A 17,343-nucleotide genomic window follows, 5' to 3' on the forward strand; every position below is an offset into this window, starting at 1 on the left:
TTACCGTCATTCACGCCGCCCTACCGCACGCTTTCACCGCCAGACGTCGCCAGCGCGCCTTACATGTAGGAGCGCGCTCGCGCGCGATGGGGCGTTATCGAGAACGCCTAAACCGTTGAGAACACCCGCGCAGCTACTACGCTGCAACTGCAAAGCCTGCTTACGCAGCGCCACCTCACGCTTTCACCGCCGGACTTCACCAGCGCGCCTCACCCGTAGGAGCGCGCTCGCGCGCGATGGGCGTTACCGAGAACGCCTAAACCGTTGAGAACACCCGCGCAGCCACTCCGCTGCAACTGCAAAGCCTGCGTACCGTGATGCCGTGCAATAGCAGATTGTTCGCAATGCCGCTGCGATTGCGACGCACAGCGAAGTCCAGGGCTTTAAAGCTGACGTAACAAGGCGTGCGTACCCCATCGCGGCAAGCAGCCTTGCAGGCCTGCGCAGTGCTCGCCCGGTGCCTGCACAGAAGTGAACGGCCGGCGTGTGATCGGTAAGGCCCATCGCGCGCGAGCGCGCTCCTACGGGAGGCGCGTTCGTATGGATGCGCGCCGGCGCGAAAGTCCGTGACGATGAAACGTGATACGACGCGCCTGCGTCTATGCGACCGCCACAGCGTCATCGGGCCACTGCAACAACACCGCAGACGGCAGCTGCATGCGGCGGCAGGCGCGCGCAGACAGGCCGTCGCGCAGCGCGGTCCGGAACAGCGGCGACAGCCGGCGCAATAGACGCGCCGAGGCGCCGGCCTGGCGGCGCTGTATGCTGCTCAGCTGCAGCATGTCGCTGGCCCAGTCCGGCAGCAGGGCGTTGCCGGCGCCCAGGAATACCCCGCGCGACAAACGCGCTGCCGGCACCGGCAGCTGGATGCTGGTCAGCACCTCCAGCACCTCGCGCGAGCGCGCGTCCATGCGTAGCTCGCCGCGCACCTGGGCGAAGTACGCCGCCACCTGCGCTTCGCTGGCGGGTACATCGGTGGCGCCCAGGCCTTCGGCCACACGGCGCGCTTCGTCGTAGTAGCGGTCGGCGATGTGCGCCGGCACGTCGCGGCAATAGCGGCGGCAGCCCTGCAGGAAGCCGTAGGCTTCGGTCACGTGCACCCAGGTCAGCAGCGCCGGATCATCGGCGCGGTACGCCACGCCGTCGGCGGTGTGGCCCACGATGTGGCTGTGGATGGCGCGCACCCGTGCGATCAATCGCTCGGCCTCGGCCTGCGGGGCGTAGGTGGTGCCGGCAACGAAGTTGGTGGTGCGGCGCAGCCGGCCGACCAGATCCGCACGGAAGTTGGAATGGTCGTAGACCCCGGCCAGCGCGCGTGGGTGCAGCAGTTGCAGCATCAGCGCGCATAGGCCGCCGGCGAGCATGCCGGGGAATTCCGCATGGATGCGCCAGGTGACGCTGTCGGGGCCGAACAGCCCGGCGTCGCCCAGTGGCTGATCGTATTCGATGCTGCTCTGGCCACGCGGGAAGGCATCCAGCACCCAGCGACGGATCTGTGCAGCGGCGGGGGCGGTGAGCGTACGCAGGACGGCAGACATGCGCGCAATGATACGCGGCTTCCCTGCAAGACCATGTCGCGATGGCTGCCGCTCACGCATCCTGTACTTCTGCCACGGCAGAGTCGGAACCGGCCAGGCATTCCTGCGCAGTGTGCAGTGCAGCACGACTGCAGGCGCCACCGGTGCCGCGCCGCACTAAACCGCCGTAAATCAGTCGTTTTGTGCGCGATGAGGCAGGACGGCCCGGCCGGTGCAGGGCTCAGCCATTGCCAAGCCGCGTGAAAGTGCTAGAACTAGGGCATCTGGCACCTGCCAGTCGCAAGTCGCTCGTACCAGCCATCCGTCAGGAGCTCGTCATGATCGCATTGTTCAAAGGTTTGGGCCTGCTGCTGCAGGACAACGCACTCCACCGACTCCCGTTCGACGAGCAGGTTGCGCATTGGCGTGACAAGACCGACGCGCAGCTCGACGAAGAGGTCGACCTGCTCAGCGTGGCAAAGAAACAATGGGTGATCGCCTCGATCATCGGCTGGCAGACGGTTTCGCTGATCCTGCTGGGCGTGATCACCCACCAGCTCTGGCAGAACGATTACCACCTCACCTTCAGCCGCATCGTGATCATCTTCACCTCGTGGGCGTCGATCCTGTTCGTGATGTGGTACATCGCCGACCTGTTCGACCACAGCGCCGGTTTCGAGCGCTGGCTGCGCGCCTTCAACTCCCGCGCGCGCGTCACCCCCGATGCCGACACCGTGGAATGCGTGGCCGATGCGCTGGACATGGCGCGCCGCTACCCGGAAGTGCTGCGCTACAAGCAGGAAGTGACCTCCAAGCGCGAGCTGCGCCACGAGGACATCGTCAACATGCGCGAAATGGGCCGCCTGCGCCGCTATACCGAACTGCTACGCGACCTGGACCGGTTCGATGGCGCGCCGCGGCTGGTGGTCAACGCCTGACGCGCGCAGCGTGAGTGCATTACCCACCTACGTTGCACGAAAGACACCGCGCCACACGCTCACGCAACACCCCGCTTCAAAACAAAAGGCCAGTGCTTGTGCACTGGCCTTTTGCGTTTCATCACTCAGCGTGCAACCGCATGCGCATCACCGCACGGGTGCACCGCGGCACTGACCCTCAGGCGCGCGCCACCGCCTGCTCCACCGACGGGGTGCGCCAGCCGCTGCGCACGCCCCAGATGTAGAACACCAGCCCCACTGCGGCGACCACCGCCAGGTCGGTGCCGTAGCTCAGGTAGCCATGGCCGCCGAAATCGGTGCTGCCGGCCCAGGACAGCAGCGCCACGATCGGCAGATAGCACACCATCCACGCCGCGCCCTTGAGGTTGCGGCGCAGGTCCGGCCAGCCCTGCTTGGCCTGGTAGTAGCAGTACACCGGCAGCGCCACCACCATCAGCAGGATGATCTCACCGGTCAGCGGCCAGCGCGCCCAGTACAGCAGCTCGGTGGCCATCACGAACGCCACACCGGCCAGGATCGGCAGGAAGGCGATGCGCAGCGGGCGGTGCATGTCCGGTGCATGGCGGCGCAGCGCCATCGCGCTGATCGGCCCGGTGAGGTAGGAAATGATCGTCGCCACCGAAATCACCGCCGCCAGCGTGCCCCAACCCCGGAAGAAGAACAGGAACAGGTAGGACACCGCCAGGTTGAAGAACATCGCCATGCGCGGCACGCCCCACACCGGGTGCAGCTTGCCCAGCGCGGCCGGCAAGGTGCCGTTCTTTTCCATGCCGTAGACCATGCGCGCGGTGGTGGCGGTGTAGGTGATGCCGGTGCCGCTGGGGCTCACGAACGCATCGATGTACAGCAGCATGGCCAGCCAGTGCAGGTTGACGATGATGGCCAGCTCGGCGAACGGCGAACGGAAATCGATGCCGTGCCAGCCGGCCTTGGCCAGCAACTCCGGCGGCACCGCGCCGATGTAGGCCACCTGCAGGATCAGGTACACCACCGTGGCCAGCGCGATCGAGCCCAGCACCGCGAACGGAATGCTGCGCCCCGGGTTGCGCGCTTCGCCGGCCAGATTCACCGGGCTCTGGAAGCCGTTGAAGCTGAACACGATGCCGGCGGTGGCCACGGCGGTGAGCACGGCGGCCAGGTCGATCACATGCGCATCGCCGTGGATGCCCACGCTGAAGTTTTCGCTGTGGAACCCGCTGGCGATCAGCGCCACGCCGGTCGCTGCCGGCACCACCAGCTTGAACACGGTGATCAAGGTGTTGGAGCGCGCGAACAGCTTCACGCTCCAGAAGTTGAGCAGGAAATACACCAGCACCAGCACCGCCGAAATCAGCAACCCCGGCACCGACAACTCGCCCGCCCCGCCGGGCGCCTGCACGTACAGGCTTTGTGCCCAGGGCCACGGCCAGGAGGCCATGTACTGCACCGAGGCCTCGGCCTCGACCGGGATCACCGACACGATGGCGATCCAATTCGCCCAGCCGGCGATGAAGCCCACCAGCGAGCCGTGCGAGTAGTGGCTGTAGCGCACCATGCCGCCGGACTCGGGGAACATGGCACCGAGTTCGGCATACGACAGCGCGATGGTGGTGATGATGGCCGCGCCCAGGATCCAGGCCCAGATCGCGCCGGGGCCGGCCAGGCCGGCAGCGCGCCAGGCGCCGAACAACCAGCCGGAGCCGATGATCGAGCCGAGCCCGGTGAGCATGAGGGCGAAGGGGCCGACATCGCGGCGCAACGAGTGTTCGGACATGACAGGCCTGGCAGCAAGACGCCGTGCAACGGCAACAAGCCGGCAATTCTCGCAGATGCGGCCGCTTGCCGTCAGTGCGTATTCAGCAGGCGTGCGTAACGCGCTGCCGCATTGCTGCCGATGGTTTCGCAGTGGCAGGGCTGCTCAGGGCAAGCGCTGCAGCGCATGCTTGGCACATCGACAGCACCATCAGCCGTGGCAATCCGCCCCGGGGGCGCTGATGCCCACACAGGTGTGCGCCTGCCCGCTCACGCCGCGCACGGCGCGCTCCCGGCCCGGTGCCAGGGTGAAGCGGTCCAGCGTCTGCCGGGCGCAGGCCGCAGCCTTGCCGGCGCCCGCCGCTGGGCCGGCGCACTGCTCCACGTACACCAGGTAATGGCACTGCCCGCTGCTGCTGGCCAGGCAATGCATGCTCAATTCGCTGGCGGTGGCCAACGTCTTGCTGAAGAGCACATCGCGGCCTTCGCTGGTGGCGCGGGTAATGGACGTGGTGCCGTTACGTTCGTGGCAGCCGGCCAGGGCCAGCAGGCAATACACCAGGGAAGCGAGCAAGCGCATGGCGGCAATCCTTTCAGTCGATGCGGTATGGGGGAAGACGGGATGCGGGGCTCACATGCCGCGAAACAGGCTCATGAAGGGCTGGCTCACGGTGAGCGTTTCGCTGCGGCCGCGGAGCGCCAGGCGGCCCTTGCCGCTGTCGTCGCGCACCACCGAGGCCACGGCTTTCATGTTGACGATGGTGGAGCGGTGGATCTGCTTGAACACGTGCGGGTCAAGCACGTCGAGCAACTCGCGCAGCGGCGTGCGCAAGATCGCCTCGCCGGCGGCGGTCATCACCGTGGTGTATTTCTGGTCGGCCTGGAAATAGGCCACCTCATCCAGGGCGATCAGCCGCGTTTCGCGGCCGCTGCTGGCAGTGAGCCAGGCCAGTGGCGGTGGCGCACTGGCCGCGGCCGGGCGTGCGGCCAGGCGCTGCAGCAGCGATTCCAGCATGGCGCCATCGGGCTGGCCGGCGGCGGCGCGTTGCTGCACGCGCTGCCAGGTGGCCTGCAGCCGCTCGCGGTTGATCGGTTTGAGCAGGTAGTCCACCGCGCCCTGCTCGAACGCATCGATGGCGTACTGGTCGTAGGCGGTGACAAACACCACCTGGGTGCGCGGGCTGACCTCACGCATCGCGCGTGCCACCTCGATTCCGGTGAGCCCGGGCATGCGGATGTCCAGGAACACCACATCCGGTTGCTGGGTGGCGATGGTGTCCAGCGCGCTGGCGCCGTCTTCGCATTCGGCCACCACCTGCAGCTGCGGGCACACCTCGGCCAGCAGCGCGAGCAGGGACTGCCGCAGCAGCGCTTCGTCTTCGGCGATCACCGCACGCAGCGCGCTCATGCCTGCACCTGCGTGTGTGCGGCGGCAGTGCTGGGCAGCGGCGGTGGCGCTGCAGCGGCAGGTGCTGCAACCGGCGAGGACACCGCCGGCAGCGGCAAGCTGATGGTGGCAGCCACGCCACTGGGGAAGTTGGACACGATGGCAAAGCTCGCCTTGCCGCCGTAGATCAGCTGCAGCCGCTCGCGCAGGTTCTTCAGGCCGATGCCGGTGCCGTGGCTGTGGTTGTTGAAGCCCTGGCCGTCGTCGGCCACGGTGAGGGTGACCTGGTCGTCCTGGCGACGCGCCAGGATCCATACCGTGCCACCGCCGGGCTTGGCTTCCAGCCCGTGCTTGATCGCGTTTTCCACCAGGGTCTGCAGCATCATCGACGGCAGCTGCAACGTGCGCAGTTCGTAGGGCACTTCCACCTGCAGCGCCAACCGCGTGCCCATGCGGATGCGCAGGATTTCCAGATAGGCCTGGGTGCGTTCGAGTTCTTCGCCCAGGGTGGCGATGGCACCGTCGGCGCTGGGCAGCGAGCTGCGCAGGTACTGGATCAGATGGCCGATCATGATGTCGGCGCGCGGCGGGTCGGTGCGCGCCAACACCTGCGCGCTGGCCAGCGTGTTGTAGAGAAAATGCGGCTCCACCTGCGCATGCAGCAGATTCAGGCGCGCCACCGCCAGCTCCTTTTCGATCACCGATTGTTCGGCTGCAGCCTGTTCGTCGCGGCGCTGCTCGCCGACCCGGCGCACCACCGCGCGATTGATCGCCTCGGCGTTTTCATAGTTGCTGCCCTCATCCACCGCGAACAGGTCCACCCAGGCGCCGGCATCGGGCTCGCACAACAGCGTGACGCTGCTGGTGCCCTGCCCTGGGGTCACCGTCACCAGTACCTGGTTGCGCTTGATCGCAAAGCGCGCAAACAGATTCCAGCGCGAGGGCTGGCGCCCTTCGTACGGGTCGATGCGGCGCACCTTGGCGCGGATCAGCAAGCTGCCCGGTGCAGGCTCCACCTCCTCCACGCGCGGTAGGGCGCGCACCGCATCTTCGACCACCGCAAAGGCGGCCTGCGCATCCAGCGGAATCTCGATCTGGCGGCGTTGCCGGCTCGACAAGGCATCGTGGTCCAGCCGCCCGGCAATCAAGCGCACCCGCCGCACATGCGTGATCGAACTCATCAAGGCCATCACCATCAGTACGATGCTGACCAACCCGAAGAACGAGCCTGCCGAGCCGAACAGCTGCGCCCACATGATGCCGGCCACGATCAGCGCGGCGGCCCAGGCAAACACGATGCGGACAATCAGGAACACGCTGGCGGACACGACAGATGGCTCGGTGGGTGGACGCGGCGAGCATAGCCGGCACGCGGCGCGCGCAATGGCCCAGGCGACGAATGGGCGCAAACGCGCCCTCAATTGCCGGTTCGGCGGAGCAAACCCGCTGGCACTGCGCGCGGACAGCGGCAGCCTGCGCGGTATGCTCGCCGCCTGCCGTCCACTGCACCGGGAGCCACATGCATCGTCGTCATTTCCTGCAAGGCAGCGCCGCCGTGCTCGCGCTCGCATCCAGCGGCGGTTGGGCGGCAACGCGTACCAGCCGCAACGCCTTGGTGATGCCATCGGCCCCTGGCGTGGCGCCAGCGCCTGCCGCGCAGCCGGTCGGGTTCGCTGCCACGCCGCCGCTGGCGCCGATCCGCGCATCGGTCGATCGCATCATTGCGGTGAACGGCTGCACCCGCCCGTTCCGCGCGCAGGGGCCACGGATCGAAGCCGAGCGCATCGGCCGCAAGACCGTGGTGCACAACTACGGCCATGGTGGCAGCGGCTGGTCGTTGTCGTGGGGTGCGGCCGAGCACGCCTTGCGGTTGGTGCGCAGCGCCGATGCCGATGTGCGCGAACTGGCAGTGATCGGCTGCGGTGCGATCGGCCTGACCACCGCGCTGGTGGCACAACGCGCCGGCCTGCGCGTGCGCATCTACGCACGCGAGCAGCTGCCGGATGTGCGCTCGTTCTATGCCACCGGCGTGTGGTCGCCGGACTCGCGTGTGTGCACCAGCGCCGAGGCCACCGCGGCGTTTCGCACCCGCTGGGAGGAGATGGCGCGCATCTCGTTCCGGCGCTACCAGACCCTGCTGGGCCTGCCGGGCGAGCCAATCGAATGGCGCGATGGCTACGCCTTGTCGGACGTGCCGTTCGACCAACGCATCGCCTCGCCCGAAGCACACGAGCCGGACTATCCGCCGCTGGAACGCGACCTGCTCGGCGACCTGGGGCCGCACTCCGAGCCGGTGGCCGCCGGTGCGCATCCGTTCCCGGTACCGTTCGTGCGCCGTTACAGCCAGCTCACTTTCAACCTGAGCACCTACGCACGGCTACTGATGGATGATTTCATGCTTGCCGGCGGCGAGCTGCACATCCGCAGCTTCGACAGCCCGCGCCAGTTCGCCGACCTGCGCGAGAAGTGCGTGATCAATGCCACCGGCTACGGCGCGCGTGCGTTGCTGGGCGATGAAAGCGTCATTCCAATTCGTGGGCAGACCGCGCGGCTGATCCCGCAACCGGAGGTCACCTATGGGCTGGTGTGGCGCGGCCACAATCTCAACGTGGTGCCGCGTCGCGATGGCATCCTGGTGCAGTCGCAAGGTCCCAACGACTACAACAACGCCGATGGCGCGCCGGACCGCGCTGCATCGGAAGCGGCGGTACGCGAACTGGCGCGTCTGTATGCCTAAGAGCTGCTAACAAAACATAGCGAGCAGTCGTCAGGTGGGTGCGGACAGCGTGGCGTAACTGGAGTGTCCGGGGGTACATGCCGATCCCGCGCAGCGGCCGCGTCCGCTTGGCGGCTGTGTAGTCGTTTTGATCGCTGCTCTTAGCCCTGCAGCGACGCCTGCAGGGCACTGGCCAAGGCCGCATCGCCGCTGACCAGGTCTTCCCAGCGCAGCACCACGCCCTTGCGCTTGCCCTTCTCCACCAGCTTGAGCGTGTCTGGGTCGATGGTCAGCGTGTAGGTCTGCTCGCCGATGCGCAATTCACGGCGCAGAGGTTTATCCAGTGGCGTCATTGCGGTGGTCCGTTGTGCAGGGAACCCTGTTGTAACGCACCGGCGAGCAGGCCGGTGCAGACACCGCGTCGACGCTGCGTTCATTGCCACTGTACGCAGCGTGCTTAGCCTCGGTCGTGACCACTGACGAGGAGGCTTGCATGCCGACATTCTTCTCTGCCAGCGCACTGACCCGCAGTCGCCGTGCCCTATGGCCATTTCCAGCCTTGCAACCCGCGCGCATCTGCAGTGTGCGCATTCGCGCGCTCGGCGTGGCGCCGCTTGCCATGGGAGCACGCCCATGAGCACGCAGCGCTCTGCCCTGTTGATCGTGGACATGTTCAACCGCTTCGATTTCGATGGGGGCGAGCAACTCGCCCATCGCGCGCAGGGCGCCGCGCGCAGCATCGATGCGCTGGCCCAGCGTTACCGGCAGGCACAACGGCCGGTGCTCTACGCCAATGACAATTTCGCCGACTGGCATGCGGACCTTCCGGCGCTGATCGCATTGGCCTCGCAAGTGGATGCGCGTGGCTGCGAGATCGCGCGCCTGCTCACGCCGTATCCGCAGGACTACCAGTTGCTCAAGCCCAAGCACTCAGCGTTCTTGAACACGCCACTGTCGCCGCTGCTGAAGGACCTGCAGGTGGAGCACCTGGTCATCACCGGCGTGGCGCTGGATGTCTGCGTGCTGGCCACCGCCATCGATGCCGCTGCGCATGGGTTCGCTGTGAGCGTGCCGCGCGATTGCGCCACCGCCGAAACCGACGTGCGCGAAACCTGCGCGCGCACGATTCTGCAAGACGGTTTCCACGCGGCGTTGGCGCGCTCTGCGTCGATCGAACCGGCGTGATGCATCGATGCGCTCCATCGCATTGCGCGGACTGAACAGGCCGCCATCGCACCGGGTTCACCGCATGCACCAATCGTCCTAACACTCGGCTGATTAGCGTAGGCACCACGCAACGACATGACCGCAGAGATCCAACGATGACAACGATGCAATCCAGGGAACGTTTGGTGAAGTGGCTGCAGGATGCATACGCCATGGAAAAAGAGGCCGAAACCATGATGGCCGCCATGGCATCGCGCATTGAGCACTACCCCGAACTCAAACGCCGCATCGAGCAGCACGTGGAGGAAACCCAGCAGCAGTCGGCAGGCGTGCAGCGTTGCCTGGAATTGCTCAACGGCAGCATCCCCACCGCCAAGGGCATGTTGAGCAGTGTGCTCGCCAGCATGCACGCAGCGGGTAACTCGATGATGACCGATGAGGTCACCAAGGGCGTGGGTATCAGCTACGCCTTCGAGCATCTGGAAATTGCGTCCTACCGCGCGCTGGTGGTTGCTGCGCGCAGCGCGGGAGAGCAAGAGGTCGCGCAGATCTGCGAAGACATCCTGCAGCAGGAAATCGAGATGGCCGAGTGGTTGATCGAACACCAGGAAGCCATCGTCGTCGCGTTTCTTGAACGCGAACAACTGGAAGGCGTCACCGCCAAGCGTTAGTCCGCCCCATCCCCTTCGTCCACCCAGAAAGGAGCCACTCATGGCGATCAAAACCGTTGAAGAATTGTTTGTCCACGAACTGTCCGACATCTACAGCGCCGAGAAGCAGCTGACCAAGGCATTGCCGCGCCTGGCCCGCGCCGCGACCGAGCCCAAGCTCAAGCAGGCCTTCGAAACGCATCTGGAAGAAACCCAGGGCCAGGTCGAACGTATCGACCAGGTGGTTGAACTGCTCAGCATCAAGCTCAAGCGCATCAAGTGCGCGGCGATGGAAGGCCTCGTCGAAGAGAGCCGTGAGGTTATCGACTCGATCGAAGCCGGCCCGGTGCGCGATGCGGCCCTGATCGGTGGCGCGCAGAAGGTGGAGCATTACGAGATTGCCTCGTACGGCACCATTGCCGCGCTCGCCAAGCAGCTGGGTTATGCCGATGCGTTGAAGCTGCTGCTGGAAACGCTGGAAGAAGAAAAAGCCACCGACGAAAAGCTCACCCTGCTCGCCGAACAGGGCGGCAACCAGAAAGCATCCCAGGCCAGCAAGGCGGCCTGATGTTCCGCGCGGGGCGGCCCTACCCGCCCCGCGTTTCCTGCTGATCCTCAGCAGGTCTCCCTCCGCAAGCCAGCCCCGCGTCCTGTCCGCTCTTGCAGTGGCAGTTGTTGCCTGGCGCCAGTCATGGAGCGAAACCCATGTTCATGCATAACAAGCGTTTGATGTACACCGTCCGCGTTGCCGAGCCGAATCCGGATCTGGCCACGCTGATGCTCGAGCAGTTTGGCGGACCGCAAGGTGAGCTTGCTGCGGCCATGCGCTACTTCACCCAGGCGCTGGGCGAGGACGATCCGGGCCGCAAGGATCTGTTGTTCGATATCGCAACCGAAGAATTGAGCCACCTGGAGATCATCGGCTCGATCATTGCGATGCTCAACAAGGGCCCGAAGGCGGTGCTCTCCGAAGGCATGGAAGAAGCCATGGAGATGCGCAACATGACCCAGAACAGCACCAGCCACACGCAGCAGATTCTTTACGGTGGTGGCCCGGCGTTGGTGAATTCGGCCGGCGTGCCGTGGACGGCAGCGTATGTGGATTCCATCGGCTGCCCCACCGCCGACATGCGCTCGAACATCGCAGCCGAGGCACGCGCCAAGCTGGTCTACGAGCGCCTGATCAATGTGACCAACGATCCGGGCATTGTGGATGCACTGCGCTTTTTGATGACGCGTGAAGTGGCGCATCAGAAGTCGTTCGAGAAGGCACTGTATTCGATCGAACCCAACTTCCCGCCGGGCAAGCTGCCGGGCGACCCGCGCTTCACCGACAAGTACTACAACATGTCGCAGGGCGAAGGCGACATGGTCGGCCCGTGGAATGCCGGCGAGCAGTGGGAAGTCATCGCCGACCGCGAGCAGCAGGCCGCGGTGGACGGCGGCGACGGCCTGGCCACGGTGGCGCTGGATGCCACCCAGACCAAGGCGCTGGATGCGATGTCGCTGCGCCTGCTCTCCAACCCGGAGCTGGACCGCGTCACTGGCGCAGACCTTGGCGCCGGCCCGGGCGCCGGTTCCACGACCGGCGATATCCATCGCTGATCCCACCGCGCAACCGCGCATGACTGCCCGGGCCGTTCGCGGCCCGGGCGTTTTTGCTCACCGCACGACACAGGAGTTGCCATGAACGACAAGCCCAAACTGGATACTCACGACGAACGCCAGTCGGCGTACCGCGGCGACGGCGGCGATGCGTCCGTCGATGGCCGTGGCCGGCAGGATCCTTCTGCCGCTGACACCGCCGATGCCGCGCCACCGCAGGAGGGCCAGCCGCAAGCCTATTACCCGCGCGGGCACGGCCATGGCGGTGGGCTCGGCGAAGGCGAGCCGGACGGCCACGCCGAGCGCGACGGCCAGACCCAGCCCAACTTTGGCCAGAGCGGCACGTATGGCAAGCAGGATCATCAGCAGGCCCAGCAACGTGCTCGCGCAGACAGCGATAGCGATAGCGAAGGCGACGACACCTGACTTCGATCCTTTCGGGACGACATCGCTGCCCACTCGGCATCGTTGCCATCGGTTTCGCTGAAACACCAAGGGGCGCAGCGCGCCCCTTCTTCATGTGGTCTGCCGCACGCCAGTGCGCAGGCGATCAAGCGCGTAACAGCGGCGCCGGGCGTCCTTCCGCTGCCCATTCGGGGCGCACGCCGGCCGCTGCAGCGCAACGCTCCAGGCGCCATGGGCTGAGACGACGCATTGCCTCATGGCCGCTGAGCTGCAACCACTGCGCAACATCGCCATCGATACACAACGGCCGGTGCGTGGGCATGCTGGACGACGAGGCCACCAGCAACGAGAACCCCATCTGCAGGCGGCCGCCGATATCCATCACATTGCGCAGCCCGGCCGCGTACAGCGCGCGATTGTCCGGGCTCAACCAGGTGGCCGCCGTGTTGCCATCCACCGAGGCGGTGCACACGAATCCGCATAACGGAATTGCGCAGCGCTGGGTTTCCCAGATGGCCAGATCCACACCGCCCAGCCAGCTTGGCTCCTGCATGTGCAGCGAACGTTGCTGACCGGGCGCGCGGCGGCCGAAGGTGGCACGCTCCTCGCGCTTACCGCCGCGGTCGGCGACCAGAATGTCGGCATCTGCACCCACGCCGACCTCGACCCATGCGTTGCTCGCCACCCTGGCGGACAACTGAAGAATGCGCGTAATCATGACTGCTCCACTGTGCGAATCGCGGTGATACACAGCTACGCAAATAGCGCGCCAACTATTTGACGACGGCATGCCTGCGCAATGTAGTCATGCCAAGGCCGCCACGACGCCGTCTTCAAAAATTTCTCACATCACGCCGCAAGAACTGCATCGGCGCGCAAGATTTTCCATAACGCAGGCGTATGGAAACGCCTGTGGTGTAGCCAGCGAGCGCATCTGCATCAACGTTTGAAGCTGTGTTGCGAACGCATTTCTACGTGTGCAAGAGATGCGCAGCGCATGCACGCCAGTGCGACGGGTCCGTAGTAAACGATCGAGCAGACTCAGGCGATGCATCGCACATTCACCGGCACTGGCTGTCGCCACCCGCGCCGACAATCACGCTGATTGGTAGACCGACGCGCTGCATGCGTGCCGAACAACGGGCACGTGGCGCAGCGCAATGACACGCACTGCGCCGCGCCAGTGTCATCGCACTAGTTCTTGCTGCCACCGGCGGCCAGGCGCCCTTGAAGGGCAAGACTGCGATAGCGGCGCACGGCGGCACGTCTGGGCGCAGTATTGGCGACCGCGCAGCACAGCTGTGCGTGCCCCTTTGAGCGCCGGCAACGCGGAACCAAGGCGCGGCGCCGTGCCGACGCCACGCCTGCTGCATTGCCGCCAGCGACGCCAATGCAACGCACAGCGTAGGAGCGCGCTTGCGCGCGATGGGACTTACACGCAGCGCCGCCGCCCTGCAGGGACGCGACACCAAACCCGCGTCCCTCCGCCCCAACAACGTGGGGCACCGCCCTCAGTCGTCTACCGACGTCAGCGGCAGCTGGATCTCGCATTCCAATCGCGTGTCGCTGAGCTCGTAGCGGGTCTGCGCGCCGTGGCTGTACGGCAACGCCTTTTCGATCAGGCGCCTGCCGAAACCGCCCGCGTCGGCGCGGTCCGAGCGCAGCTGCAGGCTGGCGCCCTCTTCCACCCACGACAACACCAGCCGTGCCGGCGCGTTCTCGCTGGTCTCCACCCGCCAACGGATGGTCAGGGTGCCGGTGTCCACCGCCAGCGCACCGTACTTGCGTGCGTTGGTGGCCAATTCGTGCAATGCCAGCGCCAGGGTCTGCACGGTGGATTTGCGCAACGCCACGTCCGGCCCGTCGAGGATGATGCGGCGCTGATCCGGCTCGGCACCGAGCGCATCCAGCTCCATGCGCAACAACGCGCCGATGGTGGCCGGCGCATTCTCTGCCTGCGAGAGCAGCCCCTGCACGCGCGAGAGCGCGGCCAGCCGGTCTTCGAACTTGCCGGCGAACTCGTCCATGGTGCCGCTGCTCTGCATGGTCTGCGTCGCCACCGACTGCACCACGGTGATGAGGTTACGGGTGCGGTGCTGCAGCTCGGTCACCAGCACGCGCTGCTCTTCCTGCAGGCGGCGCAGGTTGTCCGACTCGGTGGAGGTGCCCAGCCATTCCAGCACATGCCCATCGTCGTTGCGCACCGGCGCGCTGCGGGTATGGAACCAGCGGTAGCCGCGCTCGGCCGCGTTGTAGAGCCGGTGCTCCACATCCAGCCCGCCACTGGCCGGGCAGTCGCGCCAGGCATCCATGGTGAGTTCGCGATCGTCCGGGTGCACCGCTTCCAGCCAACCCAGCTCGCGGCTTTCCTGATCGGTCTGGCCGGTGTAGGCCGACCATTGCGGGCTGGACCAGGTCCAGCGGCCGCCATCGAGCGAGCGCCACACCAGCTGCGGAATACCCTCCATCAAGGTGCGCAGGCGCTGCTCGCTACCGCGCAGCGCATCTTCGGCACGGGTCAGCGGGGTGACATCCATGAAGGTGATCACCGCCCCGCCGATGAAGTTGTCCACCGTGCGGTACGGCAGCACACGCACCATGTAGCGTGCGCGCGTGGTGGGGTTTTCCACCTCGCGGTCGAGCACCGCCAGCGTGCGGATCACCCGGCGCACATCGTCCTGCAATTCCACGTAGGCCACGCGCATCTTGATGTGGCTGATCGGGCGATGGATATCGCTTTCCACCAACGGCACGATGTCGGTGACGGCCGGGGTGAAGTTGGTCACGCGCAGTTCGTTGTCCAGAAACACCGTGGCGATCTGGGTGCTTTCCAGCAGGTTCTTCAGATCGCTGTTGGCATGCGCCAGCTCCTGCACGCGATGCGCCAGCTCGCCGTTGACGGTAGTGACTTCCTCGTTGACCGACTGCAGCTCTTCCTTGGAGGTTTCCAGCTCTTCGTTGGCGCTTTGCAGCTCTTCGTTGAGCGACTGGTACTCCTCGTTGGAGGACTTGAGCTCCTCGTTGGTGCTCTCCAGCTCCTCGATCATCGCCTGCAAGCGTTCGCGGGTGATGCGCAGCTCGTTCTCCAGCACCTGCACGTGCTCGTTGTCGGAGGCAGGCGCGCGTGCGGCCGGTTCGGCCAGCTCGCGCGATTCCACTTCCTGGAACAGCACCACATAGCCACGCGGCACCTCCGAATCGGAGGTGGGTTCCACGAAGATGTCCACCGCCCAGGTGACCCCGTCACCACGCATCTGGATGCCCTTGACCTGCACCGGCGCATTCTCCGACTCTGCCCGGCTCAACGCCCCGCGCAGTTCCAGGCGCAGGTCGCGGTGCACCAGGTTGAGCAGGTTGAGGCTGGGCGGGCCGCTGCCGGGGCGCACAAAGCGCCCGGCCTGCGAGGAGAAATGCATCACATCGAAGTGCTCGTCCAACACCGCGTACGCAGGCGCGTAGCGGTCGGCGATGCGCTCGCCCGCACGCACCAGCGCCTGGCTGGACGAGCGCAAGCGCTGCACCGGCGCCGGCACCTTGCCCGGGCGCGCCGGCGGCAATGACGGAAAGGTGGAATGCAGCCGCGTCTCGGCGTCGATCTTCTGGAACACGCGGAAGCTGCGCTCCACCGGCGCAAACAACTTGGCGTGGCGCGAGACGTTTTCCGCATTGCCCAGGAACAGGTAGCCGCCCGGCTTCAACGCAAAATGGAACAGCGGGATCACCCGGTTCTGCAGTTCGGCATCCAGATAGATCAGCAAGTTGCGGCACGACACCAGATCCAGCCGCGAGAACGGCGGGTCCTTGACGATGCTGTGCTGGGAAAACACGCACAGCTCGCGTAGCTCCTTGCTCACAGCGTAGGTGTCGCCTTCCTTGGTGAACCAGCGCTTGAGGCGCTCCGGCGCCACCTCGCCCACGATGCTGGACGAATAGCGCCCCACGCGTGCGGTGGCCAGCGCGCGGCCATCGATATCGCTGGCGAAGATCTGGATCTGCGGCACCGACTCCAGCGTTTCTGCATGTTCGCGCAGCAGCATCGCCAGCGAATACGCCTCTTCCCCGGTGGAACACCCCAGCACCCAGACGCGCAGGTTGTCGCCATTCTGCTTGCCCTGGAATAGCCGCGGAATCACCTGCTGCTCCAGGAACTCGAACTCGCGGCGGTCGCGGAAGAACTGGGTCACCCCGATCAGCAAATCGTTGAACAGCAGCAGCGGCTCGTCCTGGCGGCTGCGCAGCACATCCAGGTAGTGGTCCAGGGTATCGACCTGCACCACCTGCATGCGTCGCTGCACGCGGCGCAGGAAGGTGGCGCGCTTGTAGCCGTGGAAATCGTGCCCGGTGGTGTTGCGCAGGATACCGGCGACCTGACTGAGCTGATTGCTCTCCGCGCCGCTGCGCACGCCTTCCGGCACGGCATGCGCAACACCGTGATGCCGTTGCATGTGCGCGGAGATGCGTGCGGCCACGCGCGGCAGCGGCAGGATATCGTCGGACACCGCGGCCGGGCTGCTGGCGCTATGTAGATCCAGCCCGTGCAGGGACGCATCGTCCACCACCAGCGCCAGCCCACCGCATTCCTTGATCGCCGCCGTGCCCAACGTACCGTCACCATCCACGCGGCCCATGATCAGGCCGATGACGTTGCCGTCCTGGTCGTGCGCCATCGAGACGAAGAAGCTGTCGATCAGGCCATGGTCGCTTTCGCCATCCAGCGGCCGCAGACGCAGGCGGCCTTCTTCCAGCGTGACCAGGGTATCTGCCGGCGGTAGATAAAAACGGCCTGGCTGCAAGCGGTCGCCGTCACACGGCGCCACCAACTGCTGGGATTGAGGGCCAAGCAGGTCGCGCAGCCGCGCTTCGTCGAGCAGCGCGCGGTCGCGCAGCAGCAGCATCACCGCCAGGTTGGCCCCGTTGCCGATGGTCTCCAGCAGTTCGGCCAGCCGCGTGGCATCCAGCCCGGTGGCGCCCACGCCCAGAATGAAAAGGGCGGAATGTACAGCGACGTCGCTGTGGACGTCGCTGCGAATTGGGGTATCGGTCATGAGAGTCGCATCAGCCAGCGACAACTGGCCGCCATAGAACGTAGATGATCGCGCAAACCGGCATTGCCTGCCATGACACCCCGCTTCTGGCCGCTCAATGTGCAGGTCTGACGTGCCCGCTTACGCATGCCGTTAACCGACGTTGCGTACATGATGTGGTG

At 65.9% G+C, this 17,343-nt stretch carries 15 protein-coding genes and 1 other RNA gene; 7 read left to right on the forward strand and 9 right to left on the reverse strand.

Annotated elements, in window-relative coordinates:
• Nucleotides 1–599: 599 nt before the first annotated feature.
• On the reverse strand, nt 600–1,538 hold the full coding sequence (locus tag XCC_RS19020) for an oxygenase MpaB family protein (RefSeq protein WP_011038755.1): 939 nt from the start codon (nt 1,536–1,538) through the stop codon (nt 600–602).
• Nucleotides 1,539–1,783: 245 nt separating this feature from the next.
• Here XCC_RS19020 and XCC_RS19025 point away from each other — a divergent pair, with 245 nt between their 5' ends.
• Entirely contained in the window at nt 1,784–2,455 is a 672-nt protein-coding gene (locus tag XCC_RS19025) for a hypothetical protein (RefSeq protein WP_011038756.1), read from the forward strand.
• Between the two features lie 178 nt (nt 2,456–2,633).
• Here XCC_RS19025 and XCC_RS19030 read toward each other — a convergent pair whose 3' ends face one another.
• The 4 genes from XCC_RS19030 to XCC_RS19045 form a co-directional block, all read right to left on the reverse strand.
• Nucleotides 2,634–4,229 (reverse strand): APC family permease, encoded by a 1,596-nt coding sequence (locus XCC_RS19030; protein ID WP_011038757.1) that lies wholly within the window; start codon nt 4,227–4,229, stop codon nt 2,634–2,636.
• Between the two features lie 189 nt (nt 4,230–4,418).
• Nucleotides 4,419–4,787, reverse strand: a complete 369-nt coding sequence (locus tag XCC_RS19035; RefSeq protein ID WP_016945149.1) for a hypothetical protein — start codon at nt 4,785–4,787, stop codon at nt 4,419–4,421.
• Nucleotides 4,788–4,838: 51 nt separating this feature from the next.
• Nucleotides 4,839–5,615 (reverse strand): LytR/AlgR family response regulator transcription factor, encoded by a 777-nt coding sequence (locus XCC_RS19040; protein WP_011038759.1) that lies wholly within the window; start codon nt 5,613–5,615, stop codon nt 4,839–4,841.
• Entirely contained in the window at nt 5,612–6,922 is a 1,311-nt protein-coding gene (locus tag XCC_RS19045) for a sensor histidine kinase (protein WP_012439357.1), read from the reverse strand. The genes XCC_RS19040 and XCC_RS19045 overlap by 4 nt, the downstream gene beginning before the upstream one ends.
• A gap of 191 nt (nt 6,923–7,113) precedes the next feature.
• Here XCC_RS19045 and XCC_RS19050 point away from each other — a divergent pair, with 191 nt between their 5' ends.
• Nucleotides 7,114–8,331, forward strand: coding sequence for an FAD-dependent oxidoreductase (locus XCC_RS19050; RefSeq protein WP_011038761.1), 1,218 nt, complete (start codon nt 7,114–7,116; stop codon nt 8,329–8,331).
• Between the two features lie 4 nt (nt 8,332–8,335).
• On the opposite strand, the gene XCC_RS19055 is transcribed toward XCC_RS19050, so the two are convergent.
• Together XCC_RS19055 and XCC_RS19060 are read right to left on the reverse strand one after the other, a co-directional pair.
• Nucleotides 8,336–8,410: non-coding RNA, sX9 sRNA (locus tag XCC_RS19055), on the reverse strand.
• A 61-nt stretch (nt 8,411–8,471) separates the two neighbouring features.
• Nucleotides 8,472–8,663, reverse strand: coding sequence for a hypothetical protein (locus XCC_RS19060; protein ID WP_014506459.1), 192 nt, complete (start codon nt 8,661–8,663; stop codon nt 8,472–8,474).
• 280 nt (nt 8,664–8,943) lie between these two features.
• Here XCC_RS19060 and XCC_RS19065 point away from each other — a divergent pair, with 280 nt between their 5' ends.
• The 5 genes from XCC_RS19065 to XCC_RS19085 all read left to right on the forward strand — a co-directional run bounded on the left by XCC_RS19065 (nt 8,944) and on the right by XCC_RS19085 (nt 12,158).
• The gene (locus tag XCC_RS19065; RefSeq protein ID WP_011038763.1) at nt 8,944–9,495 is read left to right on the forward strand and encodes an isochorismatase family cysteine hydrolase; all 552 of its coding nucleotides are present in this window, start codon (nt 8,944–8,946) and stop codon (nt 9,493–9,495) included.
• A gap of 137 nt (nt 9,496–9,632) precedes the next feature.
• Nucleotides 9,633–10,148 carry a ferritin-like domain-containing protein gene (locus XCC_RS19070; RefSeq protein WP_011038764.1) on the forward strand — a complete coding sequence of 172 codons (516 nt, stop codon included), beginning with the start codon at nt 9,633–9,635 and terminating at the stop codon, nt 10,146–10,148.
• Nucleotides 10,149–10,188: 40 nt separating this feature from the next.
• On the forward strand, nt 10,189–10,695 hold the full coding sequence (locus tag XCC_RS19075) for a ferritin-like domain-containing protein (RefSeq protein WP_011038765.1): 507 nt from the start codon (nt 10,189–10,191) through the stop codon (nt 10,693–10,695).
• A gap of 137 nt (nt 10,696–10,832) precedes the next feature.
• Nucleotides 10,833–11,732, forward strand: a complete 900-nt coding sequence (locus XCC_RS19080) for a manganese catalase family protein (protein ID WP_011038766.1) — start codon at nt 10,833–10,835, stop codon at nt 11,730–11,732.
• An 81-nt stretch (nt 11,733–11,813) separates the two neighbouring features.
• On the forward strand, nt 11,814–12,158 hold the full coding sequence (locus XCC_RS19085) for a hypothetical protein (RefSeq protein ID WP_011038767.1): 345 nt from the start codon (nt 11,814–11,816) through the stop codon (nt 12,156–12,158).
• A gap of 124 nt (nt 12,159–12,282) precedes the next feature.
• On the opposite strand, the gene XCC_RS19090 is transcribed toward XCC_RS19085, so the two are convergent.
• Both XCC_RS19090 and XCC_RS19095 read right to left on the reverse strand, forming a co-directional pair.
• Nucleotides 12,283–12,855 (reverse strand): hypothetical protein, encoded by a 573-nt coding sequence (locus tag XCC_RS19090; protein ID WP_011038768.1) that lies wholly within the window; start codon nt 12,853–12,855, stop codon nt 12,283–12,285.
• Between the two features lie 793 nt (nt 12,856–13,648).
• A complete protein-coding gene (locus XCC_RS19095; protein WP_011038769.1) occupies nt 13,649–17,182 on the reverse strand; it encodes a CheR family methyltransferase in 3,534 nt (1,177 codons plus the stop codon).
• Nucleotides 17,183–17,343: the final 161 nt, after the last annotated feature.

Origin of the sequence: Xanthomonas campestris pv. campestris str. ATCC 33913 (genome assembly GCF_000007145.1) — a bacterium.
In the GTDB taxonomy this organism is placed as follows: domain Bacteria; phylum Pseudomonadota; class Gammaproteobacteria; order Xanthomonadales; family Xanthomonadaceae; genus Xanthomonas; species Xanthomonas campestris.